26 protein-coding genes and 1 riboswitch are annotated in these 26,210 nt (G+C 33.7%); of the genes, 9 read left to right on the forward strand and 17 right to left on the reverse strand.

The genetic code is table 11. The annotated features are described in order from the left end of the window. The first annotated feature begins 218 nt into the window (after positions 1-218). The 7 genes from MN581_RS09415 (at position 219) to MN581_RS09445 (ending at position 6,558) form a co-directional block, all read left to right on the forward strand. Positions 219-845, forward strand: a complete 627-nt coding sequence (locus MN581_RS09415; protein WP_117973835.1) for a DUF1700 domain-containing protein — start codon at positions 219-221, stop codon at positions 843-845. Further along, entirely contained in the window at positions 842-1,897 is a 1,056-nt protein-coding gene (locus MN581_RS09420; RefSeq protein ID WP_158559461.1) for a DUF4097 family beta strand repeat-containing protein, read from the forward strand. Before MN581_RS09415 ends, MN581_RS09420 begins: the two co-directional genes overlap by 4 nt. Positions 1,898-1,966: 69 nt before the next feature. Beyond that, positions 1,967-2,623 (forward strand): phosphatase PAP2 family protein, encoded by a 657-nt coding sequence (locus tag MN581_RS09425; RefSeq protein ID WP_117973831.1) that lies wholly within the window; start codon positions 1,967-1,969, stop codon positions 2,621-2,623. Beyond that, a complete protein-coding gene (locus tag MN581_RS09430; RefSeq protein WP_117973829.1) occupies positions 2,620-3,588 on the forward strand; it encodes a TIGR01212 family radical SAM protein in 969 nt (322 codons plus the stop codon). The genes MN581_RS09425 and MN581_RS09430 overlap by 4 nt, the downstream gene beginning before the upstream one ends. Further along, entirely contained in the window at positions 3,581-4,147 is a 567-nt protein-coding gene (locus MN581_RS09435) for a class I SAM-dependent methyltransferase (protein WP_117973827.1), read from the forward strand. Before MN581_RS09430 ends, MN581_RS09435 begins: the two co-directional genes overlap by 8 nt. Positions 4,148-4,244: 97 nt before the next feature. After that, positions 4,245-5,861, forward strand: a complete 1,617-nt coding sequence (locus MN581_RS09440; protein ID WP_158559460.1) for a sensor histidine kinase — start codon at positions 4,245-4,247, stop codon at positions 5,859-5,861. Between the two features lie 10 nt (positions 5,862-5,871). Beyond that, positions 5,872-6,558: a response regulator gene (locus MN581_RS09445; protein ID WP_117973823.1), complete on the forward strand. Its 687-nt coding sequence runs from the start codon at positions 5,872-5,874 to the stop codon at positions 6,556-6,558. A gap of 37 nt (positions 6,559-6,595) precedes the next feature. Here MN581_RS09445 and MN581_RS09450 read toward each other — a convergent pair whose 3' ends face one another. From MN581_RS09450 to MN581_RS09460, 3 genes are all read right to left on the reverse strand, one after another. Continuing rightward, complete coding sequence (locus MN581_RS09450) at positions 6,596-7,597, reverse strand: 2-hydroxyacid dehydrogenase (protein ID WP_117973821.1); 1,002 nt, start codon at positions 7,595-7,597, stop codon at positions 6,596-6,598. Positions 7,598-7,631: 34 nt separating this feature from the next. Next, complete coding sequence (locus MN581_RS09455; RefSeq protein ID WP_117973819.1) at positions 7,632-8,687, reverse strand: AEC family transporter; 1,056 nt, start codon at positions 8,685-8,687, stop codon at positions 7,632-7,634. A gap of 180 nt (positions 8,688-8,867) precedes the next feature. Next, positions 8,868-9,140: a hypothetical protein gene (locus tag MN581_RS09460; RefSeq protein ID WP_117973817.1), complete on the reverse strand. Its 273-nt coding sequence runs from the start codon at positions 9,138-9,140 to the stop codon at positions 8,868-8,870. Positions 9,141-9,515: 375 nt separating this feature from the next. Here MN581_RS09460 and MN581_RS09465 point away from each other — a divergent pair, with 375 nt between their 5' ends. Beyond that, positions 9,516-9,785 carry a hypothetical protein gene (locus tag MN581_RS09465; protein WP_241699664.1) on the forward strand — a complete coding sequence of 90 codons (270 nt, stop codon included), beginning with the start codon at positions 9,516-9,518 and terminating at the stop codon, positions 9,783-9,785. A 16-nt stretch (positions 9,786-9,801) separates the two neighbouring features. On the opposite strand, the gene MN581_RS09470 is transcribed toward MN581_RS09465, so the two are convergent. Next, a complete protein-coding gene (locus MN581_RS09470; protein ID WP_241699665.1) occupies positions 9,802-11,289 on the reverse strand; it encodes an MDR family MFS transporter in 1,488 nt (495 codons plus the stop codon). A gap of 68 nt (positions 11,290-11,357) precedes the next feature. Then, positions 11,358-12,545, reverse strand: coding sequence for a methionine adenosyltransferase (metK, locus tag MN581_RS09475; protein ID WP_117973811.1), 1,188 nt, complete (start codon positions 12,543-12,545; stop codon positions 11,358-11,360). Beyond that, positions 12,543-12,625: riboswitch (SMK box riboswitch) on the reverse strand. (Overlaps the previous gene by 3 nt.) Before the next feature lie 112 nt (positions 12,626-12,737). Between metK and MN581_RS09480 the strand changes: the two genes are divergently transcribed. Beyond that, positions 12,738-13,499, forward strand: coding sequence for a hypothetical protein (locus MN581_RS09480; protein WP_117973809.1), 762 nt, complete (start codon positions 12,738-12,740; stop codon positions 13,497-13,499). A gap of 38 nt (positions 13,500-13,537) precedes the next feature. Here MN581_RS09480 and deoD read toward each other — a convergent pair whose 3' ends face one another. The 12 genes from deoD to MN581_RS09540 all read right to left on the reverse strand — a co-directional run. Then, a complete protein-coding gene (deoD, locus tag MN581_RS09485; RefSeq protein ID WP_241699666.1) occupies positions 13,538-14,248 on the reverse strand; it encodes a purine-nucleoside phosphorylase in 711 nt (236 codons plus the stop codon). 18 nt (positions 14,249-14,266) lie between these two features. Further along, entirely contained in the window at positions 14,267-15,082 is an 816-nt protein-coding gene (locus MN581_RS09490) for a purine-nucleoside phosphorylase (RefSeq protein WP_241699667.1), read from the reverse strand. A gap of 13 nt (positions 15,083-15,095) precedes the next feature. Next, positions 15,096-16,265 (reverse strand): phosphopentomutase, encoded by a 1,170-nt coding sequence (deoB, locus tag MN581_RS09495; RefSeq protein ID WP_241699668.1) that lies wholly within the window; start codon positions 16,263-16,265, stop codon positions 15,096-15,098. A 78-nt stretch (positions 16,266-16,343) separates the two neighbouring features. Then, the gene (locus MN581_RS09500) at positions 16,344-17,306 is read right to left on the reverse strand and encodes an ABC transporter permease (protein WP_233519207.1); all 963 of its coding nucleotides are present in this window, start codon (positions 17,304-17,306) and stop codon (positions 16,344-16,346) included. Further along, positions 17,306-18,409, reverse strand: a complete 1,104-nt coding sequence (locus tag MN581_RS09505) for an ABC transporter permease (protein WP_241699669.1) — start codon at positions 18,407-18,409, stop codon at positions 17,306-17,308. The genes MN581_RS09500 and MN581_RS09505 overlap by 1 nt, the downstream gene beginning before the upstream one ends. Further along, a complete protein-coding gene (locus tag MN581_RS09510; RefSeq protein ID WP_117973801.1) occupies positions 18,402-19,967 on the reverse strand; it encodes an ABC transporter ATP-binding protein in 1,566 nt (521 codons plus the stop codon). The genes MN581_RS09505 and MN581_RS09510 overlap by 8 nt, the downstream gene beginning before the upstream one ends. 172 nt (positions 19,968-20,139) lie before the next feature. After that, positions 20,140-21,249 carry a BMP family protein gene (locus MN581_RS09515; protein ID WP_117973800.1) on the reverse strand — a complete coding sequence of 370 codons (1,110 nt, stop codon included), beginning with the start codon at positions 21,247-21,249 and terminating at the stop codon, positions 20,140-20,142. Positions 21,250-21,286: 37 nt separating this feature from the next. Continuing rightward, positions 21,287-21,682: a cytidine deaminase gene (locus MN581_RS09520; protein ID WP_117973797.1), complete on the reverse strand. Its 396-nt coding sequence runs from the start codon at positions 21,680-21,682 to the stop codon at positions 21,287-21,289. Positions 21,683-22,035: 353 nt separating this feature from the next. After that, positions 22,036-23,337 (reverse strand): pyrimidine-nucleoside phosphorylase, encoded by a 1,302-nt coding sequence (locus MN581_RS09525; protein ID WP_117973795.1) that lies wholly within the window; start codon positions 23,335-23,337, stop codon positions 22,036-22,038. A 120-nt stretch (positions 23,338-23,457) separates the two neighbouring features. Beyond that, entirely contained in the window at positions 23,458-24,459 is a 1,002-nt protein-coding gene (locus MN581_RS09530; RefSeq protein ID WP_241699670.1) for a LacI family DNA-binding transcriptional regulator, read from the reverse strand. Positions 24,460-24,584: 125 nt separating this feature from the next. Beyond that, on the reverse strand, positions 24,585-24,953 hold the full coding sequence (locus tag MN581_RS09535; protein ID WP_241699671.1) for a hypothetical protein: 369 nt from the start codon (positions 24,951-24,953) through the stop codon (positions 24,585-24,587). A gap of 27 nt (positions 24,954-24,980) precedes the next feature. Beyond that, positions 24,981-26,210, reverse strand: a 1,230-nt coding sequence (locus MN581_RS09540; protein ID WP_241699672.1) for an LPXTG cell wall anchor domain-containing protein, incomplete at its 5' end; no start/stop codon positions are given.

Here is a 26,210-nt window from a genome sequence, read left to right on the forward strand (position 1 = left end):
ACAATTTATCTATCACTACTATTAAATCATCAAAAAAAATTATTAGCAAGAAAAGTCACTAATTTTTTTAACGTAATATTTTTAATATAACTTAGCGTGTTTTTATAAAGCCTTATAACAGACACTCATACTTTAGGCCGATTTTTATCTCTCCATCTTGTTATAGATAGGGTTTGACGGTATATTGAATTTAGTTATAATTAAAGAAGGAGATACGTATGAATAAAGAGCATTTTTTTATAGAGTTAAAGCTCTATTTAAATCAATTATCTAAAGAAGAACAACAAACCATTATTAATACTTATGAACGCATATTTGATGCAAAAACTGCTCAAGGGTTATCCGAATATGAAATCACACAAATACTTCCATCACCAAAACATATTGCTCAGTCAGTTCTAGAAGAGTTAGGTTTATCCTTTAATAATCAGCCAACTTATAATGATGATTGGGTCGAAATCACACACGATATACCTTATCCGTTTCACACATCTAATCAATATACCCAATCTGATTCTAAAGCTACACGCCTTTTTCAATTACTTGGTTTAGGTATATTAAATTTATTTTTTATGTTTTGGATTATCTTATTAATTACTATATTGTTAGTCAGCGGATGGATTGTAATTGTTAGTTTTATAGGTAGTCCTCTTGCTAGTCTATTCTTATTAGGAACTGCGGTGACTACCTATGCTTGGCTCCAATTTTTCATTACATTGATTTTATTTGGAATTGGACTCCTAGGCTTTATTATTATGAAACCAATTACTAAAGGGGCTGTTAAGCTATTCTTGATTTACCATAAATGGTGTTGGTCTATCTTAAAAGGAGGAACATACTCATGAAAAAGCGAACTTTTTTCGCCATCATTATTGCCATCCTCTTTATTATCATAGGAGGTGCAGGAACAGCTTTTACACAAAGACAACTTATCAACGAACGCGACCAGAATGCTATTAATAAAAAAATTCCAACGAAGGAGAATAAAACGCTAAATATTAATTTCAACTCACCTACATTCGTCACTATCACAAAATCAGATGATAATAACATCTACATGAATAAACAAGGAGTTGATTTTAAATTAGACAAAAAAAAACAAGTTGATTGCACGTTTACCGAAGAAAAAGACCTCTCCGCTTTAACCATTAATAATCCAACAGTAAGTAGTGAAAAACGTTATCCATTTTCAATTATTAATTTTAATAATTATACAGATGATACCGTCTACTTACGAATTCCACAACATTATGAATCTATCAATATAAATGGAAAAAATATAAATGTGTCTATGTCTGATCTCTCTGTAGATAAAATAAATTTTGATATTTCAAATGGAAGTATCTTTGTACAAAATATTCGCTCAAATGACATCTCACAAATAAAAAATGACGTTGATTTTACAATCCAAGACTCTAAAATCTTAGATACACTAACAGCTACATCTAAACAATATGATATTAACGTGATTAATACAACGGCAAAACATATGGTACTATCAACTGAAATGGGGGATATCTTCACAGGAAATACAAAAGGAGACATGGACATCTCATCTAAAGATGGTGATGTATCAATCAACCATACAACTGGTAAAACTAACATCACAACAAACCATGGTGATATTCTATTTCACGATAATGCCATTGATTTTGATACAACGCTCACTTCTAGCAATGGAGATATTAAAATTGAAACAGATAAATCTTCCATTCAAAACAATCGGATAGAATTCGAAGCCACTCTGGGAGATATTTCAATTTTTAATAAAAATTTATCTTCTGATAGAAAATATAAAACAAATAAAGGAAAAATAAGTCTTCAAGCCTCTACTAAAAATGGAGAAATTGACGTAGATGAGCTAGATAGTGAAGATACACATTATGGTTACGACTAAACCATGGTATAATTAACAGGCTTTGTTATTTCATTAATAAAGTCTGTTTTTTATTTTAGGAGGTATTTTATGAAAACATCGAAATTATATTGGTCCTACGCGGCAAGTATTTGCTTACTACTCTTTGCTGTTCTTGCTTATTTTGTCGTATCAAATGAATCCGTCTTATATGGGATTGACCACCCTGTCCAACAATTAATTCGCGGCTCCATTACACCTGAGAAAACGATTGTCTTTAAATATTTTACCAAATTTGGTAACACCGTAACGATTGCTTTGTTATTTATTATTAGCTTTTCAATCTTATATTTTAAAGTAAAAGATAAAATTGCTAGTTACTGGTTAGCCGTAAATACTGTTCTTATTTCAGGTATTGGAAATATTAGTTTAAAATATCTATTCAATCGCCCACGTCCAGCTGTCGAGCATTTAGTAGCTGCAAAGCACTCCAGTTTTCCAAGTGGACATGCTATGGGAAGCATGCTATTTTACGGAACACTTATCTTTTTAGCCTATAAATACATCAATAATAAAGCGATGAGGCTATTGATTCAAATGACACTAGGAGTTGTTATTTTACTCATTGGAATAAGTCGAGTTTACTTAGGTGTTCATTACCCAACTGATATTTTAGGTGGATTCTTATTAGGTGGCTGTTGGTTAACCTTTAGTTACCCATACTTTAAAAAATATGATTTTATCCAACGATTTGAAGGGAAACGATAAACGTGTTTACATATAAAAAAGGAGACTCAAAACGTTATTACACTTGGAATACTGCTCTTAGAGAAGTATTTAATGAAAAAGTCTTTAAAGTTCCAATTGATGGTGGCTTTGATTGCCCAAACAGAGATGGTACAGTCGCTCGAGGCGGCTGTACCTTTTGTAGTGTATCAGGTTCTGGTGATATGATTATCGCACCAAGTGATCCTTTACCTGTACAATTTCGTAAAGAAGTCGACCAAATGCATCATAAATGGCCTAATACTACACAATATATCGTGTATTTTCAAAACTTTACCAATACTCATGCTTCTCTTGATATCTTAAAACATCGCTTTGAACAAGTGATCAATGAAGATGGGGTCGTTGGTTTATCTATTGGGACTCGTCCTGATTGTTTACCTGATGATGTAGTAGACTATTTAGCCGAATTAAATAAACGATTATATTTATGGGTAGAACTTGGTTTACAGACAACCTTTGAAGAAACAAGTCAATGTATCAACCGAGCACATGATTACAAAACCTACTTAGATGGTGTTGAAAAACTTCGTAAACATGGTATTAATGTCTGCACTCATCTAATCAATGGGTTACCAGGTGAAACATATGACATGATGATGGAAAACGTCAAGCGAACTGTTTTAGATTCAGATATTCAAGGAATTAAGCTACATCTTCTTCATTTGATGTCAAATACAAAGATGGAGAAAGATTATCTTTCAGGGCGCCTGAAACTATTAACACAAGAAGAATACACCACATTAACCTGTGACCAACTAGAAATCATCCCACCTGAAATTATTATTCATCGTTTAACCGGAGACGCTCCAAGAGAAGCGATTATTGGACCAATGTGGAGTCTTAAAAAATGGGAAGTCTTAAATGGGATTGATAAAGAATTGGAAAAAAGACAAACCTATCAAGGAATCTATAATGTTAGACATGGAGGAAAAAAAAATGCTTAAAACAGCACTTCATTTTAGTCACCAGCTTTTAACTGAATGTATTATCCTAGGTGATACAGTAATTGATGCGACAATGGGAAATGGACATGATACTCTATTTTTAAGCAAATTAGTTGGCTATACTGGACATGTTTATGCCTTTGATATTCAAGACAAAGCAATAGAAAGTACTCAAAAAAAGATAACAGCACAATCTATTCAAAATACAACGTTAATTAAAGATGGCCACGAGTATGCAGTCAATCACTTACCAAAAAATACTAACATTAAAGCTGCTATCTTTAACCTAGGTTACCTACCTCGTGGAGATAAACACATTACAACAACCAGTGATACAACAATAACTGCGATTAATCAGTTACTATCAATTTTAGAAGAAGGTGGTCGACTAATTCTTGTCCTCTATTCTGGTCACGAAGAAGGAATGGCTGAAAAATCAGACGTTTTAACCTTTGCTCAAACACTCCCACAGGATATGTACTCTGTTTTAACCTATCAATTTATCAATCAACAAAATAATCCCCCTTCTGTACTATGTATCGAAAAAAAGAGAGCCTAACAATTAAGGCTCTTTTTTTTTTTTACGAATATCATCACAAACAGTCTATTGTAAGTTATAATGAATAATACGATTTATGAAGGAGTATCCTATAACCATGCAACAAAAAATTAGTCAATTTATGAGTCGGTTTTCATTAAGAGCCATTATTATATTTATCGTACTTCTAACAACACTTATTTCGCTAGTACTGTCTTCTTTATATATTGAACACTATGTTGTTAAAAATGAATACAAACATGCCAAGGATAAAATGTCGACCATTGCCAAGGTATTTGCTACAGATGAACAAGTAAAAGATGCTTTAATTCAAGATAAAACATCCAAAGACATCCAAACTCTTTCATTAGAAGTTGCGGCTATCAGTAATATGGATTTTATTGTTGTATTAGACAAAGAACTCATTCGATTATCTCATCCAAACCCTGACGTTATTGGACAACCCTTTTCTGACTTGGATGATGCTAGAAAAACACTTAACGGAGAATCTCATTTTTCTCAAAAAAAAGGAGTACTAGGAGATGGAATTCGTTTTTTTGTTCCAGTTAAAGATGATAATAATCACATTATAGGTGTTATCTGTGCTGGGATTACACTTAATACGTTACAAGGTGAGATTAATAACTTACAAGCTAAAATAACCCTTATTTTATTGATTGGGTTATTTGTCGGAATAATAGGTGCTATCATCAGTAGTACTGCCATAAAACGTATTCTGCTTGGATTAGAACCACAAGATATTTCTAAATTGGTTCAAGAAAAACAATGGATTAATGATGAAATCAATGAAGGTATCATTGCCATTAATAAAGATCAAGAAATTACTCTTATAAACCAAGCTGCTTTTAATCTATTAACTTCTATTGATCCATCATTTAGACTGATTGAAAATGAGGTGATTGATCCGCGATTATATACTATCTTTTTTAAAGAATGCTTCACTCTGCAACACAAACAAACTGATCAAGAATTACTACTAAACACCACAACTCTTATTGCAACCATTTCGCCTATTATGGTTCATGATACTTTTAATGGATCAGTAATCACTTTTAGAGATCAATCAGAGATGAGTCAACTGATCCACACACTAAGTGGAAGCCAACAATATATTGATGCTCTAAGAGCACAAACACACGAGTTTATGAATAAGACTCATGTTATCATGGGACTCATTGAACAGAAAAAATATGATTTAGTCCAAGATTACATTCAACAAATTAGTCATGACTACCAAAAGGAAGTTGGCCATGTTACTGATATCATTAAATCTCCTGCTATTGCTGGTTTTATTCTTGGAAAAATCAATGAAGCAAAAGAACAAAACGTTAATTTAACATTAGACCCTTCATCTTTTTTACCTGACTTAACCATCGATGATACTGTACACCATACTATTCAAATATTAGGTAATTTATTGGATAACGCCATTGATGCGACTAAAGAAGAAATAATTAAAAACGTTAATCTCCTAATAACCTATGAAATGGAAGGAAGTATCCTAATTATTGAAGTGATAGATAGTGGTTGTGGTATTCAACATACTGATGTTGAAAAACTCTTTCAAAAAGGATTCTCTACTAAAGGGATAGGAAGAGGATATGGTCTCCATGCCATTTATCGCATCGTCAATGAACATGGTGGTTTAATTGATATCACTAATAATGATGATATTGGTGCGACGGTCTACATAGAATTACCATTAATAGAATAAGGAGGAACCCATGAACGTTCTAATTATTGAAGATGATCCAATGGTAGCAAAATTAAATGAAGACTTTTTAAAAACTATCCCAACTATAAACATTGTAGGGAATTATCGAACAACACAAGATGCTAAGAAACTCTTACAAGAAAAAAGAGTAGAGGTTATTTTATTAGATAATTACCTACCCAATGAAACAGGGATTGAATTTTTAGCTGAATTACGCAAAGAAAATAATCAAGTTCCAGTTATTCTTATTACCGCAGCCAATGATATTGAAACCATTCAACAAGCTCTAGCACTTGGGGTAATAGACTACTTAGTCAAACCTTTTACCGCAGAACGCTTTTTATCATCCATACAAAAAGTTATGAACCAAAAAAAATTATTCAGTCAACTTAAATACGCTAATCAACAAAATATTGATGTCCTATTCAACGAGCACTCGACTAATAGCACATCTGCTAATTTTTCTTTAAGTAATGATTTACCTAAAGGCCTAGCAAAACTAACAATGGAAAAAGTATTAGAAAAAATCAATGAAGAAACTACTTCTTTTTCAACTGAAGAACTAGCAAAAAAAATTGGAATATCTCGTATTTCGACTAAAAAATATTTAACCTTTTTAGTTGAATCAAATTACTTAACAGAGGATATTGTGTACCAAGAAGTTGGGCGACCCATTATACGTTATAAAAGAACATAAGTTAACCCCCTCCAATCGTTATTGGAGGGGGTATTTTTTATAAAACACTATTAGCTGTTTTTCCAGATTCTAATACTGAATGGAAGTTCTCAAAGCTTGTTTCAATCATGTTTGTTAAAGCCTCATCTGTATTTGACCCTACATGAGGAGTAACCAATACTCTAGGGTAGAGAGAAATTAACTCTTCAACTGTTGGATCAGGTAAAGGTTGATCCTCACCAAATTGTTTAAAGAATAAATCTTTCTCATTAGCAAATACATCTGTTCCAAATCCTTCTAAATGATTTGTCTTTAACGCTTCTAAAATGGCTTGGTTATCTTGTAATTCTCCACGAGCTGTATTAATTAGGATAGCTCCTTTTTTCATTTTACTAATAAATTCGGCATTAATCATTTGATCGTTTTCACCAGGAATATATGGTACATGAATGCTAACAATATCAGATTGTGCTAATAAATCGTTTAAATCTGTATAGGTTAAAATCTCTTTTGCTGCATCATTTTCATAAATATCATATCCTAATACTGTCGCACCTAATCCGGCAAATAACTTCGCTTCTGTCAAACCAATTTTTCCAGTCCCAATAATTCCCACTTTACAATTTCTAATTTCTTTACTGAACATGGTATTATCAACAATAAAGTTTTTATGGCTTGTTCTCATGGTCATATAAGAAGTATGTCTTAACAACATCATAGCTAAAGTCAATGACAATTCAGCAATAGCATTAGGAGAGTATGATGGTACTCTTGCCACTTCCATGTGATAATCTCTTGCTGCATCTAAGTCAATATGATTAAAACCAACTGTACGTGTAAAGACATATTTCACACCATGTTCTGACATTTTCTCAATGTTTTCTCTATCAGCCACACAATTTCCTCGTAATAAGACTGCATCATGATTATAAGCTGTTTCAATATTATCATGTGTTAATAATTCTTCAATCAATGTTAAGTCATAGTTATATTTGTTTAAATCATTAAAGTACGCTACCTCATTTGGTCGTACACCGTAACAAGCTATTTTGAATGTCATCTCTATCTCTCTTCTTTCTTAATCATGTTTTATGTTAAAAAATACCCATTTTACTAATCATTTCTAGCACTACAATCCATATTGGCGTCATGACAACAGCTAATACTGTTGAAATAAGAGAAGCATTTGAAGCTAGAAGTGGTTTCTTATCAAAACTAATCGCATAAGCAGCCGCTACTGTCGCTGTTGGTGCAGCCATCATGATGACGATAGTTGCTAATGCTTCGTAACTTACTGGTAAAATGTGAGTCATAGTTAAAATCGCTAATAATACAATGTTTATAACTGGTACAACAATTACCTTCATTGCACTGTAGTACCAAGATGTTTTATCTGAAGCTGCATCTTTAAAGCTTACTTCACCTAAAGTAGCCCCGATTGATAACCAAGCAAGTGGTGAAGCTAATCCAGCTAAATAAGTCATTGGTTTAAATAACCAAACTGCTGTTTGATCAATACGTAAGAATGCCACTTGATTCACAACACCTTCTGCATTGGTCACACTAACTTGTGGTAAGTATCCTTGGAAAATCCAAATGAATAAACCAGCAAACGTTGCAATAACAATTGGATTTAAAAACATTGTTTTTATATTTTTAAGCTCCATTTTTAATCCACTCATTTTAATGTAGCCATATGAGTATAAGAAAATTCGGTAACCTATATTAAAGATTGAAGAAAACATCACACCAATTGGTCCGTAAATAGCACTAACGATTGGTGTACCAAAAAATGTAGTTGATCCAAAAATAGTTAATACGCGTAGAGTATCTTGTTTGTCGCCTTTATATTTCATAAATAATGGCTTAGAAACGAAAATTAAAATAATATAAATGACAATACCCCAAATTAACACGTTCATTCCTTGTTTTAGTGTTTCACTTTTAATATCTTGCATAAATGCGTTAAATGCCAAGGCTGGTAGAGCTACACTTAAAACAACTTTTGATAAAATTTTTCCTACTTCTGACGAGAAAATACCTTTCTTGCGACAAAAGAATCCTAATAAAATAATAAATACTGTTGATGTTATCGCACTGATAATATTCATATCAGTCATGGTAGTTTTTATGACTTCTCCTATGTTCATATATAAATCCTCCATTAATCATTGTGTGTTATATCACAAAAGGTTGCATGCTCCTTTGCTTTACATACATATCTTAACGGCTATTTGTGAAAAAGTTAACAATTTGTAATTAATGATACTTTTGTAACTTATGTAAGTAAACAGAACCTAACATAGAATATGTTAGGTTCTTAAAATAGCTTATTTCACACTATTCTCCATATACTCATCTACTAAACGATCAAAAGTTGAGTCATTGTCTCCAATAATTTCAACTGTATAATCATTCACTTGTTCTTTTGTATGAACAATAATTATGATATACAGTAACACATCTTGGGCTTCCTCACTATCTTCTCGATGAATAGCTTCAATTAATAAGTAAGTATGACCATCTCTTGCTTCAACTACATCACCAATTTCTGTAGCTCTGTTTAAATGACTTAATTTTTTGACATCTTTTGGGATATACAACCAATCAATGGTTCAACTATAAAAATTTTTTTATATCATTATCTAATTGCTCAATTAAGTAAGCTACACCAATATTATGTCTCGGAATATATTTTCCACTTTTCTCAAGTTAGTGTTTAATTTATTACAAAATAATGGTGTTTATGTGTACAAAAAACCATTTATTTTTTAATTATTTTGAATTTATTCGTATTTTGTTTACAAAAAAATTTTATTTAACTACGAAAATGAATTCTATAAACAAATCGTTTTGAAAAAAATTATAGGAGTGATTAACATGACCATATCAAAAGCCGAAACATTTAAAGATATCACTATCCATTTAAAAAACTAAAAGAAGATTTACTAGTCATTCTTGAAAAAGATAACACCATTATGGAGTCACTAGAATCTGATCAGTATGCTGGAATTTACCAAGATGCCCAATCTTTAGTCAAACAGCTAAAAGAAGATTTCAAAAAACATTCTGAACAATTTTCTAGTAAAGAACTAAACTTTGCTGAAACGATTGAACGTAATATCGTAAATATTGGTCATCATTTACATGACATTAATACCAATATTTCTTATGATAAGCGAAAAAAATTAACCGAAGATGCCTATCTTAATGTTACAAAAGCTCTAGAAACTGTGGAATTAATGTAAAAAATACCCACATCGTTTAATTAACGATGTGGGTATTTTTAACTGACTCTTTTTCTTGAAAATAATTTAAAACATATGATGCAATCACCAAAAGTAAGCCAATAAAAAAAACAGTATGGATACTATTATATAAAATATCACGTAAACCACCAATCAACTCTGTTGGTAATTCTGATGCAGTATGTGGATTGATTAGCTCATTCATCATATCTTTTGTTGCTCCTGGAACCATACTACTTTCTAGCTGTGTATCCATCGTCTTATTTAGTGCTAAACCAAAAATTGAAATCATAATGGTTTGTCCAATTGTTCGAGATAACGTAAAAAATGATGTGGCAACACCTGTAAATTGCTTAGAAACAGAGGTTTGAGCTAAAACAGTTAATAAGGTCATCGTCATCCCAAATCCTATCCCCATAATTCCAGAGAAAACCAAGAAGAGTCCATACGGTGTTCCTTTATCAACTAATGTTAAGAAAACAGAACCAATTAATATTGGCAACATACTAATGATAATGGCTAAACGATGATGCCATTTTTTCATCGCTCGTCCCCCAGCAAATGAGCCGAACATCCAGATAACTGACATAGGAGCTAACACAATTCCTCCTAGTGCAGCAGATTTCCCAACAACTCCTTGCATCCACATCGGAATGTACACTTCAACACCCATTAAGAATCCACTAATTAATGCCGCAATCAAATTAACCAACACAAAGGTGCGATTTTTGAAAAGGTCAAGAGAAATAACTGGATCTTGTGCTTTTTTTTCTGTTCTGACAAACAATACTAAACTTAGAATAAAAATTGCAAAAGCAATAACGGTAATTAAGTTAAAGCCATCATTAATTTTTTGAACACCATACAATAATGACAGTAACATAGTTATCATATAGAAACTTCCCATGTAGTCAATTGGACTTTTCTCAACTTCACGTTTTTCTTCAATCAAGTAAATCCATACTAATATCATTAACATAATACCGATTGGTACATTGATTAAGAAAATCCAATGCCAACTCAGAGCATCCACTATAAATCCTCCCGCAAGTGGCCCCACAATACTAGCTATCCCCCAAGCCGCACTATTTAATCCTAAAACACCGGCTCGTTTATCAACTGGATAAATATCCGCAATAATGGTTAAAGATACTGGAACAATAGAACCTGCCCCAATTCCTTGAATCGCTCGAAAAATAATTAATTGCATCATATTTTGACTCATTCCTGATAAAGCAGAACCAATAATAAAAATAAAGACTCCAATCAAATAAATCGGTTTTCTCCCAATTTTATCTGCTAATTTACCATAAATCGGTGTCATCATAGCATTGGTTAATAGATAAATGGAAAAAACCCAATTCATAATACTAATGCCTTTTAATGACCCAACAATCGTTGGCATAGCGGTTGATACAATGGTCCCTTCCACTGCTGTCATAAAAGTAGCGATAAATACGCAAGCAGTGATAATTTTAACATTTGTTTCTCTTTTTTGTTGCATGGTTTCCTCCTCAAAATAATAATCCTTATCAGCCAAAGTACTTGCCAAATAAGGATTATTGTTATTTTTTATTTTGCTAAAAATTGTTTTAATTCATCCACTTTATCTGTTTTTTCCCAGGTAAAGTCTTCATCATCACGTCCAAAATGACCGTATGCAGCTGTTTTTTGGTAGATGGGACGTCTTAAGTCCAACATGTTTATAATACCAGTTGGTGATAGATTAAACAAGGATCTCACAGCAGCAATCAGTTCTGATTCTTTGTAATCGCTTGTTCCAAATGTTTCAATCGAAATCGAAACAGGTTGAGCTACCCCAATGGCATAAGCAAGTTGAACTTCACATTTTGTCGCTAAACCTGCTGCGACGATATTTTTTGCAATATATCTGGCAGCATAACTTGCTGAACGGTCAACTTTTGTCGCATCTTTTCCAGAAAATGCTCCACCACCGTGGCGAGCGTATCCTCCATAGGTATCAACAATAATTTTTCGACCTGTTAAACCAGAATCTCCCTGAGGTCCACCTATAACAAAGCGACCAGTTGGATTAATATAGTATTTTGTTTTATCATCAAGTAATTCACTTGGAATCACTTCTTTTATGACTAACTCGGTAACATCTTTTTGAATTTGTTCCAATGTTGTGTCTTCATCATGTTGTGTACTCACAACAATCGCATCAACACGTAATGGATTGCCTTCTTCATCATATTCAACCGTCACCTGAGATTTAGCATCTGGACGTAAATAAGATAGTGTATCATTTTTTCTTAATTCTGATAATTTTTGTGTGATTCTATGACTTAGAGCAATTGGTAAAGGCATTAATTCTGGTGTTTCATCAATAGCAAATCCAAACATTAATCCTTGGTCTCCGGCACCTAAATCTTCTTCACTAGTTGAGGTTTCACGTGTTTCAAGTGACGCATCAACTCCTTGTGCAATATCTGGTGATTGCTCATCAATGGCAACCATGACGGCACATGTATCTCCGTCAAAACCATATTTTGCACGTGTATACCCAATGCTTTTTATTGTATCCCTCACTACTTTTTGAATATCAACATAAGCACTTGTGGTAATTTCTCCAAATACTAAGACCAATCCTGTTGTAACACTTGTTTCGCAAGCTACTCGAGCCATTGGGTCCTTTTCTAGTATCGCATCTAATATCGCATCACTTATTTGGTCTGCTACTTTGTCAGGATGTCCTTCCGATACAGACTCTGACGTGAATAATTTTCTTTCTTTCATCATTCATTCCCCCTAAATATAGTCGGTTACAAGGCATCTTTACACGAGATGTAAATCCTATCGGGAATCTTGCAACATAAGTCAGTATATCAGATTTTTCACTTTTTACCTACATAATTTAACCGATAATCTTGACCTTTTTATATTATTGCCATAAAGTGTTATTATCAATAACATACAAGGAGATATATTTTGCAACCAAAACCTACTTTGTGGAAAAATATTCCACTAACCTTTCTTATTGCCATTTTACAAACAACTATTTCCCTTATACCTGGCATTTTATTTTTGAAAAATAGTAGCCATGGTGCCTTAATTTTAAACTATATGATTCTTTATTTATTACTGAGTGATTTTTTTCAACTCATTGGGAAAAATACTTATAAAAAAGGACGTTCCATGCCTATTGCCATCTATGGATTAAAACTTATCATCAGTGCTGTATTGATTTACTTGATTATTCAACAAACAGCGATTCAATTTGGAATAATTTTATTAGCCTATGAACTCTTTCAAATAATGATTTTTTCAAAACAGTTTTACTATGTTGACTCACTTTTTTATTCGTTTACCAATGCTTTCTTTAAAGGAATTGTATTTAATCAACTGCTGACCATTAGCTACCCTTTTGATTATGATTTTGAATTAATAAAACCATTTGTCTTTTCATTTTTTATTGTGTTATTTTTAACGATTTTTACTCAAGGAATGTATTCATATCTATCAAGACAGCCTATATTTCTTCTCCTTGGTTTACTGTCTCTAATAGGAACTTATTATTTAGTAGTGCAACATTATATGTCTCAACAACTTGATACGTGGAAATTAATATCTTTTATTGTTGCCACAATAATTTCATTCTTTCTTTTTATGAAAACAAAAAAAGCTAAAAAGAAAGAGTTTATCCTCAATCTTTTTGCTTTAGCTAGTTTAATTATTTACTATATCCAATAAAAAACGAGTAAGACACTACCTCTTACTCGTTTTTTCATTTAATTTTCTTTAATTAATGTTTCTAGACCAACAATCATCATGTCATTAAATGTCGTTTGACGTTCTTCTGATGTGGTTTCTTCACCAGTAATCATGTGATCACTCACTGTCATCAAAGCAAGAGCTTGGACGTTGTATTTAGCTGCTAAATAGTAAAGTACTGCTGCTTCCATCTCAACACCTAACACACCATATTCACCTAATTTAAAGACGTCTGAATTATCATCTGAGTAAAACGTATCATTTGATAATACATTTCCAACATGAATATTAAATCCTTTTTCTTTAGCAATATCATACGCTGTCGTTAATAAATCAAAATCAGCAATTTGCGGGAAATCAAAAGTCGGAAAATCTTTACGAATAATCGCAGAATTGGTTGCTGCCGCTTGAGCTAACACTAAATCTCTCACATGTACATCTTTACGAATCGCACCACATGTTCCTACACGCAATAATTTTTTCACATCATACTCGCGAATTAATTCATTCGCATAGATAGCTGCTGAAGGCATTCCCATACCAGTTCCTTGAACGGATACTTTATGGCCTTTATACGTTCCAGTATATCCTAACATCCCACGAACTTCATTGTAACACTTAGGATCTTCTAAAAATGTTTCGGCGATATATTTCGCTCTTAATGGATCTCCTGGAAGTAATATTTTATCTGCAATTTCTCCCTGTTTTGCTTCAATATGTACGCTCATTCTTCAGTCTCCTTTAAATTAAAGTTTTTCTAGTGTACGTTTCACTAGTTCTTTAAAATCAGCTTTCACTCGTTCTGTTGTTTCAACTACTTCTTCATGATTTAAGTTAGCTTGCATACCAGCAGCCAAGTTTGTCACACATGTAATACCTAATACTTTCATTGACATGTGGTTAGCTACAATCACTTCAGGGACAGTTGACATACCAACAGCATCCGCACCCATCACACGTGCCATACGTACTTCTGCTGGTGTTTCATAAGTTGGACCAGAGAATCCCATATAAACACCTTTTTGTAAGTGAATAGATAGTTCTTGTGCTACTTTTTTCGTTACTTCACCATATGTTTTGTTATAAGCTTCTGACATATCAGGGAAACGTGGACCTAAATCTTCTTCGTTTAACCCCATTAAAGGATTGTCACCGGTAAAGTTAATTTGATCAGTAATTAACATCAAATCACCCGGTGAAAAACTTGTATTTACGCCACCAGCTGCATTTGTTACGATTAATGAATCTGCTCCTAAAGCTTTCATCACTCTCACTGGGAATGTGACAGTCTGCATTGAATGACCTTCATAATAATGGAAGCGTCCTTGCATTGCTAAAACTTTTTTACCAGATAATGTTCCGTAAACAAGTTGTCCTGCATGACCTACCACTGTTGATACAGGAAAATGCGGAATGTCTTCATAAGGAATAACTACGCGATCGGTAATCTCGTCAGCAAGTTCTCCTAATCCTGATCCTAGGATAAGACCAAAATCAACGGCTCCTACCCCTTTTTCTTTAATATATTGTGATGTTGCTGCTAATTTTTCGCTTAATGACATGTTATAGTCTCCCTTATTTCAATAATTCTAAAAAGCTTTTTCCGTTTTCAGTTGGTTTAACATCAAAGTTATCTGCAATTGTCGCAGAGATATCTGCATAGTATCCTTGTGGCAATTGACCATGACCTTTCATTTTTTTGCTGTAAGCAAGTAATGGTACATACTCACGAGTATGATCTGTTCCTGGGAATGTTGGATCATTTCCATGGTCTGCTGTAATTAATAATAAATCATCTTCTTGCATATTAGCATAAATCTCTGGTAAACGGGCATCAAAGTCTTCTAATGCTTTAGCATAACCTGGTGTATCTCTTCTGTGTCCAAATAACGCATCAAAGTCAACCAAGTTAGTAAAACTTACTCCTTCAAAATCTTGTTTCATTACGTCTAATAATTTATCCACGCCATCCATATTTGAAGCCGTACGGATTGCTTCTGTTATTCCTTGACCGTTAAAGATATCGTTGATTTTACCAACTGCGATAACATCTTTTCCAGCATCTTTTAATTCATTTAAAACCGTGCGACCAAATGGATCAAGGGCATAGTCATGACGGTTAGCTGTACGTTTAAAGTTACCAGGTTCACCTAAGTAAGGTCTCGCGATAATACGACCAATCATGTAAGGATCATCTTTCGTGATTTCACGAGTGTACTCACAAATTTTGTATAATTCCTCTAATGGAATCACATCTTCATGAGCCGCAATTTGTAACACAGGGTCAGCTGATGTGTAGATAATTAAGTCCCCTGTTTTCATCTGTTCTTCGCCAAAATCTTCAATAACTTGTGTCCCACTATATGGTTTATTAGCACCCATAATAATGCCACGACCAGAAAATTCAGTGATTTTGTCTAATAAATCTTGAGGGAAACCTTCAGGGAATACTCTAAAAGGTGTTTGAATGTTTAATCCAGCAATTTCCCAATGACCAGTCATTGTGTCTTTACCAACAGATACTTCTTCTAGTTTAGTCGCATAGCCTTTATGATCTTCAATCGCTTTGACACCTTTTAAAGATTCAATTGTTCCAAGACCTAATTCTTCCATATTAGGAACATGTAATCCATGCTCAGCTATATGACCTAGTGTGTGACTTCCAACATCGCCAAATTTTTCAGCGTCAGAAGCTTCACCAATTCCAACAGAATCTAGTACTACTAAATGAATTCTTTTAAACATTACCATTCCTTCTTCCAAGTCATTTTTATATTTTAAAACCTTCCTCTGTTTAGAGGAGCTAGAGGAAGGAGTTAATTACTATTTAGATTTAATATATGTTTTACCGCCTGCTTTAGGTCCTGTTGCTTTACCTAAGAACAATACTAACACAATAATCGTTAACGCGTATGGGGCACTTTGTAGGTATACTTTTGGAATACTTGAAATAAGTGGAATACTATCTCCTACAATACTCAAGTTTTGAGCAAATCCAAAGAATAGAGCTGCTCCCATTGCACCAAGTGGGTTCCATTTACCAAAGATCATTGCAGCCATTGAAATGAATCCTTGACCTGATATAGTTGTTACAGCAAAACGTCCAGCAATGGTTTGAGCAAATACTGCTCCACCAATACCACCTAAAAAGCCAGAAATTAATACACCTGAATATTTCATACCATAAACATTAATCCCTAAAGTATCAGCTGCTTGAGGGTTTTCACCTACTGAGCGTAATCTCAAGCCAAAGCGTGTTTTATAAATGACAAACCACGCAAGGACTGACACTAAAATAGCTAAGAAAGCTGGTGCTGATGTTTTTTCAAATAATAATGGCCCAATCACTGGAATCTTACTTAACCCAGGAACTTCCCAATAACCAAATGTTTGTGGCACTTGGTCTGTTTGACCTTTACCATATAACACTTTAACTAAGAAAATACTTAAAGCTGGTGCCATCAAGTTGATAACAGTACCACTAATAATATGATCGGCACGCAAGTTAATTGTTGCTACAGCATGAAGTAATGAGAAAATCATTCCGACAATTCCACCAACTAATAAAGCAATCCATGGTGTCCAAACGCCAAAAACTCCGGCATACGTAATGTTAAACACAACTGAGCTGAATGCACCCATCACCATGATACCTTCTAACCCAACGTTAACAATCCCTCCACGTTCTGAAAATGTTCCGCCTAATGCTGTAAAAACAAGAGGTGTTGAATAAACAAGTGTTTGCGTAATAATAGACGCAACTGTTGACATAGTATCTGCTGCCATCACGCTTTACCTCCTTCAACTTTGCTAGCTTTTGGTTCTTTTTTTGTTTCAAGTTTTGTTAAAATCAATTTGATTAAGTAGCTAATACCAACAAAGAAGATGATAGAAGCAATAACAACATCAACCAATTCAGTTGGTACACCAGCCAATATTGGCATACCTTGTCCACCTAATTTTAGGATACTAAACAATAAAGAGGATAGTAAAATACCGATGGATGATCCTCCACCAAGTAATGAGACTGCCATACCATCAAATCCAATACTTAATGAGTTACCTTGAACAAAGAAGTTACCAAATGTTCCTAATCCATACACAACGCCACCCATACCAGCTAATGCTCCTGATATGACCATTGATAACACAATAATACGTTTACTACTCATCCCTGCATATTCTGATGCAAATGGGTTTAAACCAACAGCTGTAATTTCATAACCTAATGTGGTTTTCTTCATTAAAAACCAAATCAAGATTAAGAAAATAAAAGCAAAGATAATACCTAAATTCAAACGAGAGCCATTACTAATTGAGGTTAAAAACTCTGTTCTAAGAGACACATTTTCCCCAATCAATTTAGTAGTTCCTTTAGTTGAAATAAATTTCTCTGGAATAACATTATTAACGATATGTGTACTTGTATAAAGCAAAATGTAGTTCATCATGATTGTAACAATGACTTCACTTGTTCCAAAATAAGCTCTTAATAAACCAGGTATCGCCGCTGTTAAAGCTCCAGCAATCACCCCTGCTAAAATAGCTGCAGTTAAGGCAACTAATCTTGGCGAGTCTCCCATTGAAAGTCCAACCCAGATACTTGCTACCCAACCAGCCAACGCCTGACCTGAAAGCCCGATATTAAAGAATCCAGCAGCACTTGCCACAGAAAATCCTAAAGCCGTAAAAATTAAAGGCCCAGCTGTTACAAAAATTTCTCCAATACTTTTTGGTGATTGGAATGCTGTTGTCAACATGGCTTGATACCCTTGAACTGGGTTATAACCAAATAGCAACATAATAATAGCACCTAATACAAATCCCATAATAACCGATAAAATAGGAACCAAGATTCCATTCATCTTACTAAATTTAAAATTACTCATTAGTTACACCTACCTCTGTCCCTAATTCTCGTCGTGCTTCTTCCAATGTGTATCCAGCCATTAATAATCCTAACTCGTTTTCTGTTGTTTCTTTTGGATCAACAATCCCGACGATTTGGCCTGCATGGATAACAGCAATTCGGTCCGACACATTTAATATTTCTTCTAATTCAAAACTGACTACTAAAACAGCATTGCCTTTATCACGGTGATTAATCAAACGTTTATGAATGTACTCAATCGCTCCAACGTCTAACCCACGAGTTGGCTGAGAAACAATTAGTAACTCAGGATCTCTATCCATTTCACGAGCGATAATCGCTTTTTGTTGATTACCACCTGAAAGTGACTTAGCTTGTGCATGTTCACTTGTTGTACGAACATCATACTCTTCGATTAATTTTCTCGCATAAGAATCCATGTAGTTATAATTCAGTACACCATTCTTACTAAACGGTTCGTGATAATAAGTTTGTAAGGCAATATTTTCAGATAATGTCATGTCTAGAACAAGACCATATTTATGTCTGTCTTCAGGAACATGTCCTACACTTGATTCAGTGATTTGACGAGGTTTTAAATTCGTTATGTCCTTATCACGTAACATCACTTTACCAGATTCAATTTTCTTAAGACCTGTAATAGCTTGGATTAATTCTGTTTGACCATTCCCATCAATACCAGCAATCCCAACAACTTCTCCAGCTCGAACATCTAAATCTAATCCTTTAATTGCTTCAAGTCCACGATTATCTTTTACATGTAAATCTTTAACCGATAAAATGACTTCTTTAGGATTTGATGGTTCTTTTTCTGTCTTAAATGATACCGAACGACCGACCATTAAATCAGCTAATTGTTGTGAACTAACATCCTTTACGTTCACTGTTTCAATACTCTTACCACGACGAATTACCGTACATCTATCCGCCACTTTTTTAATTTCATCTAACTTGTGCGTAATAATAATGATTGATTTACCTTCTTTTACTAATTCCTTCATGGTCATAATCAACTCATCAATTTCTTGAGGTGTTAATACCGCTGTCGGCTCATCAAAAATTAAAATATTCGCGCCACGATACAATGTTTTTAAAATCTCAACACGTTGTTGCATTCCAACTGAAATATCACTGATTAAGGCATCTGGATTAACTTCCATACCGTATTGTTCTGAGATTCGTTTTAAATCTTCCACTGATTTTTTCTTATCCAGCACACCAGATTTTGTTGGTTCATCACCTAAAATAATATTTTCAGTTACCGTAAAAGCATCTACCAACATAAAATGCTGATGGACCATCCCGATTCCTAAACGTTTGGCATCAGTTGGATTAGCAATCGTTACTGGTTGACCATCCATATAGATTTGTCCACTAGTCGGCTGTAGTAATCCTGATAATACATTCATCAAGGTTGATTTTCCTGCACCATTTTCACCCAATAACGCATGAATTTCGCCTTTTCTAATTTGGAGATTGATGTTGTCATTTGCTTTGAAATCACCAAATTGTTTTGTGATATTCCGCATTTCTATGACATAGTTTTCCTCATTCATGACTTCACACCTCTTTATCATTATCACACTTCAAAGTTTAGACTTTGAAGGAAAGAGAAAACTTACTTTTCCCATTCCTTTAAAGCCTAAAAGAAAAACTTTATGGAAAAGTTATTCAGTTTATTTTGAACGTTTCCCATAAAGTTTTCTATCAACAACTTTTCAACAATTTTTATTTTTTAGCTGGTTTTTCTGGAACTTCTACTTTTCCATCAATAACTTCTTTACGAGCTTTTTCTACTGCATCAATTGCTTTTTGATCTAAATGCCCTTTAGATAAATCAACTCCGCCTTCTTTAAGACCATAAACTAATACGTCTCCACCAGGGAATTCACCTTTTTGAGCTTTTTCAGTTACGTCTTTAACAGCAGTTCCCACACCTTTAATACTTGATGTTAAGGTGAAGTTTTCTTCTTTACCATCTTTGTCTTTGTAGTTACCATCTTCTTCTTGATCTCTATCTACACCAATCACCCAAACACGTTTGTCTGCTGATTGTTTTTCATTTAAGTCTTTAGCTTCTTGGAAGACTCCTGCACCAGTACCACCTGAAGCATGGTAAATAATATCCACACCGTTTTGGTACATATTGGCAGCTAAAGCTTTACCTTTAGCAGGGTCACCAAATGATGCTGCATATTGAACGTCTACTTTAATTTTTTTATCTAATTCTTTTGCTCCATCTTCAACACCTTTAACAAATCCTGCTTCAAAACGGTCAATAACTGCCCCTTCTTCTCCTCCAACAAATCCAACTTTATCTGTTTTAGTAGAATACGCTGCTGCAATCCCTGCCAAGTAAGCTGCTTCATTATCCTTAAATGTTAAAGATACTACATTATCTTTTCCCTCAATAACTGAGTCTACGATACCAAATTGTGTGTCTTTATTTTGATCTGCTGCTGCTGAAATAGCATCTGTTAATAAGTACCCAATCCCAAAAATAGTTTCAAATTTACTTGCGACAGCTTGATCAATATTTGTTGTATATTGAGAGGCATCTGTTGATTGGAAGTAATCATAACCATTAGCACCTTTTTCAAGTTTGTTAGCTTCTCCCCACTCTTTCAAACCTTCCCAAGCACCTTGGTTAAACGATTTATCATCCACACCACCAACGTCAGTCACGATTGCTGCTGTATGAACTGTTTGATCTGGTTTTTCACCTGAAGTTGTTTTTCCACCAACGTTACCACCTGCTTTATTTCCCCCACAAGCTGTTAACGTCACTGCTAATCCCATAACTAATAGTCCTGCACCAATTTTTGTTGATTTTTTCATTTTTGAAAAACCTCCGCTTATAATTTTTAGTTGATAGTTATTTTTCTACTTCGACAAATGAATAAGGAAGTAGCTCTTGCATTGTTGTTTCTTTTGTATCACCATTTAAATTACATAATGTAATTGGCATATCTGGCTTACAAAATTCGACTAAAACTTGTCTACATGCCCCACAAGGAGAAATTGGTTCTTTCGTATTACCAATAACCACTAAATGCTCAAATTCTTTTTCACCTTCTGAGATAGCTTTAAAAATGGCTGTTCTTTCTGCACAGTTTGTTAACCCAAATGATGCATTTTCAATATTGCATCCTTCATACACTTTTCCTGACTTAGTCACAAGAGCAGCGCCTACAGGAAATTCAGAATAAGGAACATATGCTTGATGATACGCATGTGTTGCATGGTCAATCCAATTTTTGTTTACTGTCATAATATATCTCCTATCTTTATTACCTACGAACATCAACCCAAAGACTTTATCAGCTTATTTTGATATCGCCCGCCCCCTCTTTTTGATAAGAAACATCTCTTTTACCAACCTATCATAACTATACCAATTCTGTTATATTTAATTACTTAATCTGACTTCTCATTTGAAAACTCTTACTTTGTTAACATTACTTAATAGACGAGTAAAGTTATAAATCACTGTTATTTTATAATAAATTAGGTAAAAAAGACTTTAATCATTTATATTACTTCTAAAATTAAAGATACTATTTTTAAGAGAATTTATCAATATTCATTAGAATAATATGAACATTTTTTTATCAATATTTTTTATTATTCGGTTATAATTTTATGAATTAAGATAGGTTCTTCTCCTACCTCTCCAATCTCAATACTGTCATAAATAACTTTTAAGACATCTTCTACATTTTCTCGATTTGATTGAATAGTTACTAAAGATTCTCCTTCAAAAACTGTTTCGCCTACTTTTCTATTTAAAATCAACCCAACTGCATAGTCTATGCTTTCTTCTTTTGTTCTTCTACCGGCTCCTAAAAGCATCGCTGCAACACCAATTTTGTCTGCAACTATTTTAGAAACAACACCCGTTTTTTTAGCTGGAACTTCTATAATATAGTTTGCTCGTGGTAATTTTTCAGGAAAATCAACAACAGAATCATCTCCACCTTGATTACGGATCATTTCTTTAAATTTATCCGCAGCCGCGCCACTTGTTATGCTGTTTTCTAATAATTGTCGTGCTTCTTCTAAAGTAGACGCTTTTTCTGCTAGAACAACCATTTGACTTCCAAGTGTATAGACCATTTCCATTAAATCTTCTGGTCCCTCACCTTTTAATGCATCAATTGCTTCTTTTATCTCATTAGCATTCCCAATCGCATTTCCCAAAGGTTGTGACATATCAGAAATAATTGCCATTGTTTGTCGATTAGCTAAATGACCAATTCTTACCATTGTATGGGCAAGTCTTTCCGCATCTTCTAAACTCTTCATGAATGCACCATCACCAGTGGTCACATCTAAAACGATTGCATCCGCTCCAGAAGCAATCTTTTTACTCATGATAGAACTAGCAATTAGTGGAATAGAGTCCACCGTTGCTGTCACATCTCGTAATGCATAAATCTTTTTATCTGCTGGGGCTAAATCACCTGATTGACCAGTGACTGCTACATTACTTTCATTTACAAATTTTATAAATTCATCATTTTCTAGTTCAACTTTAAATCCTGGTATCGCTTCTAATTTATCAATTGTACCACCTGTGTGACCTAATCCTCGACCACTCATTTTAGCTACTTTTGCTCCAACCGATGCCACCAAAGGAGCTAATACTAATGTTGTTGTGTCTCCTACTCCACCAGTTGAATGTTTGTCTACTTTTATACCATGAATTGCTGATAAATCAATCATATCTCCTGACTTACTCATTGCTGTAGTCATCCATGTAATTTCCTCATCTGTCATATCATTAAAATATATTGCCATTAAAAGAGCACTCATTTGATAATCCGTTACATCACCTGTAGTATAGGTATTAATAATAAATTCAATCTCATCTTTTGATAAAGCTAAACCGTCTCGTTTCTTCTTTATTAAATCTACCATTCTCATTATGTGTTCCTCAATTCCCATTAAGTAAACCGATTTACTATAACTAACTTACTTGAGTAAATCGGTTTACTCATTGTAATATTAAACTAATAGCGCTTACAATTAAATTTTAACACGTTTTCATGTTTTGTCAATAGATGTTGTGCTACCTCGTTCAACAAACGTGGTTTCGAACGTTTTGTTAGGAATACTTTCATTAGGGTGCTCAATTTCTTGCAATAAATATTGGGCGGCTGTATAACCAATATCAAAAGCCGGTTGTTTTACTGTCGTTAATGGTGGATTTAAAAAAGCTGAGAGTTCTAAGTCATCAAATCCTACCACCGATAAATCTTTTGGAATAGATATACCTAATTCATAGGCTGCTCTGTAAGCTCCCACTGCCATTTGATCATTTCCACAACATAATGCCGTGATAAATTGTTTTTCAAGTAATGCTTTAGCTGCAAAGTATCCACCCTCTATCGTTACAGGACCGTCTGCAATAAAGTCAGGATTATATTCAATGTTATTATCTTTTAGACATTGATAATACGCATCAAATCGCTCTGTCATTTCATAATAACCAGATTCATTTGTCAACATACCAATTCTATTATGTCCATTATCAATCAAATGTTGAATAGCTTGATAAACACCACTATATTCTTTTACTAACAGATTTCCCTCTGTTCTCGTATTAAGCCCCCTATCAATTAAAATATATGGACTTCCTTTTAAATCACTCTCTAACTTTAACGAATTTGGACTTGCTAATAAGATACCAGCAACAGATCTATTTTGTAACTGTTTTATATAATCTTTTTCTTTCCTTGCTGAATGTCTTGAATTACATAATAAAATCATATAATCTTTTTTATTAAAATATGCTTCAACACCTTCAATCACCTTTGAGAAAAATAAATCTGTCACATCTGGAACAATCATCCCAACTGTTTTCGATTCTCTATGAATCATATTTTTAGCAAAATAATCCGGTATGTAATCGTATTCATCAACCGCTTTCAAAACTCTTAGACGCGTTTCCTCACTAAATCGCTGTCCTTTGTTATTTAATATTTGAGAAACAGTCGTAGTAGAAACACCAGTGATAGCAGCAATTTCTTTAATGGTTATTTTCATGTATTTCACCTCAATTTATCGACACTTTTATCATATCAAAGTAAATCATAAATAAATAGTGAAAATAATAAAAATATATAAAAAAAGGAATAGTCAGTATACTATTCCTTTAAAAGTAAATTCAATCAATTAATTTGTTCCCTTATTTGGTTCAATTGATTCATCAATTGATCTTTTAATTTGCCATTGTCTAATTTATCGACACTTTTTTTTACTTTTTTTAAGGTTTCCATATCCAAATTATCTTTTAACTTTTTTGGGGACCCCTCTTCATATAAATCTCTCATTGCACTCATTGCGTCTCGGACTTTTTTACCTTCAACAATGTCAGAACTATTAACATTATATGAAGTTGACGGTTCTTTTGTTATAGTTTTACTTATCTTTGATTTAGCATAAAATACACTAAATACTATGAATAAGAGAATAATAATAATTTTTATAATTTTCTTTTTTTTAGAAGTAGTTTCTTGTAACCGTCTTTCTCTTCTCATCCCCATGCAATTAACAACCTTATTAAATTATTTTCTTCTAAAGAACATGAAAGCTGATGCTAAAGCTGATGAAATTCCGCCAATCACTAATCCCATATTCATTTTTTCATTTGTTTGTGGTAAAGTTTTTTCATTATTCTTCACCTCATTTTTTTCTATTGTTTTTGTTGCCACTTTTTTAGAAGAGTCTTTTACTTCGCCATCTTTTTTAGAAGAGTCTTTTACTCCGTCATCTTTTTTAGAAGAATCTTTTACTTCGTCATCTTTTTTAGAAGAATCTTTTACTTCGTCATCTTTTTTAGAAGAATCTTTTACTTCGTCATCTTTTTTAGAAGAGTCTTTTAATGCATCATTAGCTTCATTTTCCCATGCATCTTTGTGTGCATCTTCTGTAGTTTTTCCTTCTTCTGCTGTTGGTGTATTCCAATCTTCACTTGGTGTTGATGGTTTTGTTGCTTCTTCCCATGCATCTTTGTGTGCGTCTTCTGCAGATTTTCCTTCTTCTGCTGTTGGTGTATTCCAATCTTCACTTGGTGTTGATGGTTTTGTTGCTTCTTCCCATGCATCTTTGTGTGCGTCTTCTGCAGATTTTCCTTCTTCTGCTGTTGGTGTATTCCAATCTTCACTTGGTGTTGATGGTTTTGTTGCTTCTTCCCATGCATCTTTGTGTGCGTCTTCTGCAGATTTTCCTTCTTCTGCTGTTGGTGTATCCCAATCTTCACTTACTGGTTTATCATTATTTTTTTCTGCTAAAAACCCTAGATCTTGTAATGCCTTAATCGTTTTAGCACCAGTAATTTTATCAGTTAACCCTAAACCGTCTAGATAATCAATTTCACCATTATTAACTTTATCTTGTAATTCTTTAAATGCTTGGTTTTTGGCATTTTCTAAATTAGCCATTTCTTCCCATGCATCTCCATGCGCATCTTCTTCAGCTTTTCCTGCTTTAGCAGATTCAGTATTCCAATCTTTTTTAGCTGCATCTTCTTTAGCTACTTGTTCCCATGCATCTTGTCCTGCAGCTTCAGAAGCTTTTCCTTCCTTAGCAGATTCAGTATTCCAATCTTTTTTAGCTGCATCTTCTTTAGCTGCTTGTTCCCATGCATCTTGTCCTGCAGCTTCAGAAACTTTTCCTTCCTTAGCAGATTCAGTATTCCAATCTTTTTTAGCTGCATCTTCTTTAGCTGCTTGTTCCCATGCATCTTGTCCTGCAGCTTCAGAAGCTTTTCCTTCCTTAGCAGATTCAGTATTCCA

The organism is Vagococcus sp. CY53-2 (genome assembly GCF_022604695.1).
Classification (GTDB): domain Bacteria; phylum Bacillota; class Bacilli; order Lactobacillales; family Vagococcaceae; genus Vagococcus.

Bases quoted from the DNA above. Each gene is read 5' to 3' on its own strand.
- MN581_RS09415 (WP_117973835.1), top strand. From the start codon at position 219: ATGAATAAAGAGCATTTTTTTATAGAGTTAAAGCTCTATTTAAATCAA.
- MN581_RS09420 (WP_158559461.1), top strand. From the start codon at position 842: ATGAAAAAGCGAACTTTTTTCGCCATCATTATTGCCATCCTCTTTATT.
- MN581_RS09425 (WP_117973831.1), top strand. From the start codon at position 1,967: ATGAAAACATCGAAATTATATTGGTCCTACGCGGCAAGTATTTGCTTA.
- MN581_RS09435 (WP_117973827.1), top strand. From the start codon at position 3,581: ATGCTTAAAACAGCACTTCATTTTAGTCACCAGCTTTTAACTGAATGT.
- MN581_RS09440 (WP_158559460.1), top strand. From the start codon at position 4,245: ATGCAACAAAAAATTAGTCAATTTATGAGTCGGTTTTCATTAAGAGCC.
- MN581_RS09445 (WP_117973823.1), top strand. From the start codon at position 5,872: ATGAACGTTCTAATTATTGAAGATGATCCAATGGTAGCAAAATTAAAT.
- MN581_RS09450 (WP_117973821.1), bottom strand. From the start codon at position 7,597: ATGACATTCAAAATAGCTTGTTACGGTGTACGACCAAATGAGGTAGCG.
- MN581_RS09455 (WP_117973819.1), bottom strand. From the start codon at position 8,687: ATGAACATAGGAGAAGTCATAAAAACTACCATGACTGATATGAATATT.
- MN581_RS09465 (WP_241699664.1), top strand. From the start codon at position 9,516: ATGGAGTCACTAGAATCTGATCAGTATGCTGGAATTTACCAAGATGCC.
- MN581_RS09470 (WP_241699665.1), bottom strand. From the start codon at position 11,289: ATGCAACAAAAAAGAGAAACAAATGTTAAAATTATCACTGCTTGCGTA.
- metK (WP_117973811.1), bottom strand. From the start codon at position 12,545: ATGAAAGAAAGAAAATTATTCACGTCAGAGTCTGTATCGGAAGGACAT.
- deoD (WP_241699666.1), bottom strand. From the start codon at position 14,248: ATGAGCGTACATATTGAAGCAAAACAGGGAGAAATTGCAGATAAAATA.
- MN581_RS09490 (WP_241699667.1), bottom strand. From the start codon at position 15,082: ATGTCATTAAGCGAAAAATTAGCAGCAACATCACAATATATTAAAGAA.
- deoB (WP_241699668.1), bottom strand. From the start codon at position 16,265: ATGTTTAAAAGAATTCATTTAGTAGTACTAGATTCTGTTGGAATTGGT.
- MN581_RS09500 (WP_233519207.1), bottom strand. From the start codon at position 17,306: ATGGCAGCAGATACTATGTCAACAGTTGCGTCTATTATTACGCAAACA.
- MN581_RS09505 (WP_241699669.1), bottom strand. From the start codon at position 18,409: ATGAGTAATTTTAAATTTAGTAAGATGAATGGAATCTTGGTTCCTATT.
- MN581_RS09510 (WP_117973801.1), bottom strand. From the start codon at position 19,967: ATGAATGAGGAAAACTATGTCATAGAAATGCGGAATATCACAAAACAA.
- MN581_RS09515 (WP_117973800.1), bottom strand. From the start codon at position 21,249: ATGAAAAAATCAACAAAAATTGGTGCAGGACTATTAGTTATGGGATTA.
- MN581_RS09520 (WP_117973797.1), bottom strand. From the start codon at position 21,682: ATGACAGTAAACAAAAATTGGATTGACCATGCAACACATGCGTATCAT.
- MN581_RS09525 (WP_117973795.1), bottom strand. From the start codon at position 23,337: ATGAGAATGGTAGATTTAATAAAGAAGAAACGAGACGGTTTAGCTTTA.
- MN581_RS09530 (WP_241699670.1), bottom strand. From the start codon at position 24,459: ATGAAAATAACCATTAAAGAAATTGCTGCTATCACTGGTGTTTCTACT.
- MN581_RS09535 (WP_241699671.1), bottom strand. From the start codon at position 24,953: ATGAGAAGAGAAAGACGGTTACAAGAAACTACTTCTAAAAAAAAGAAA.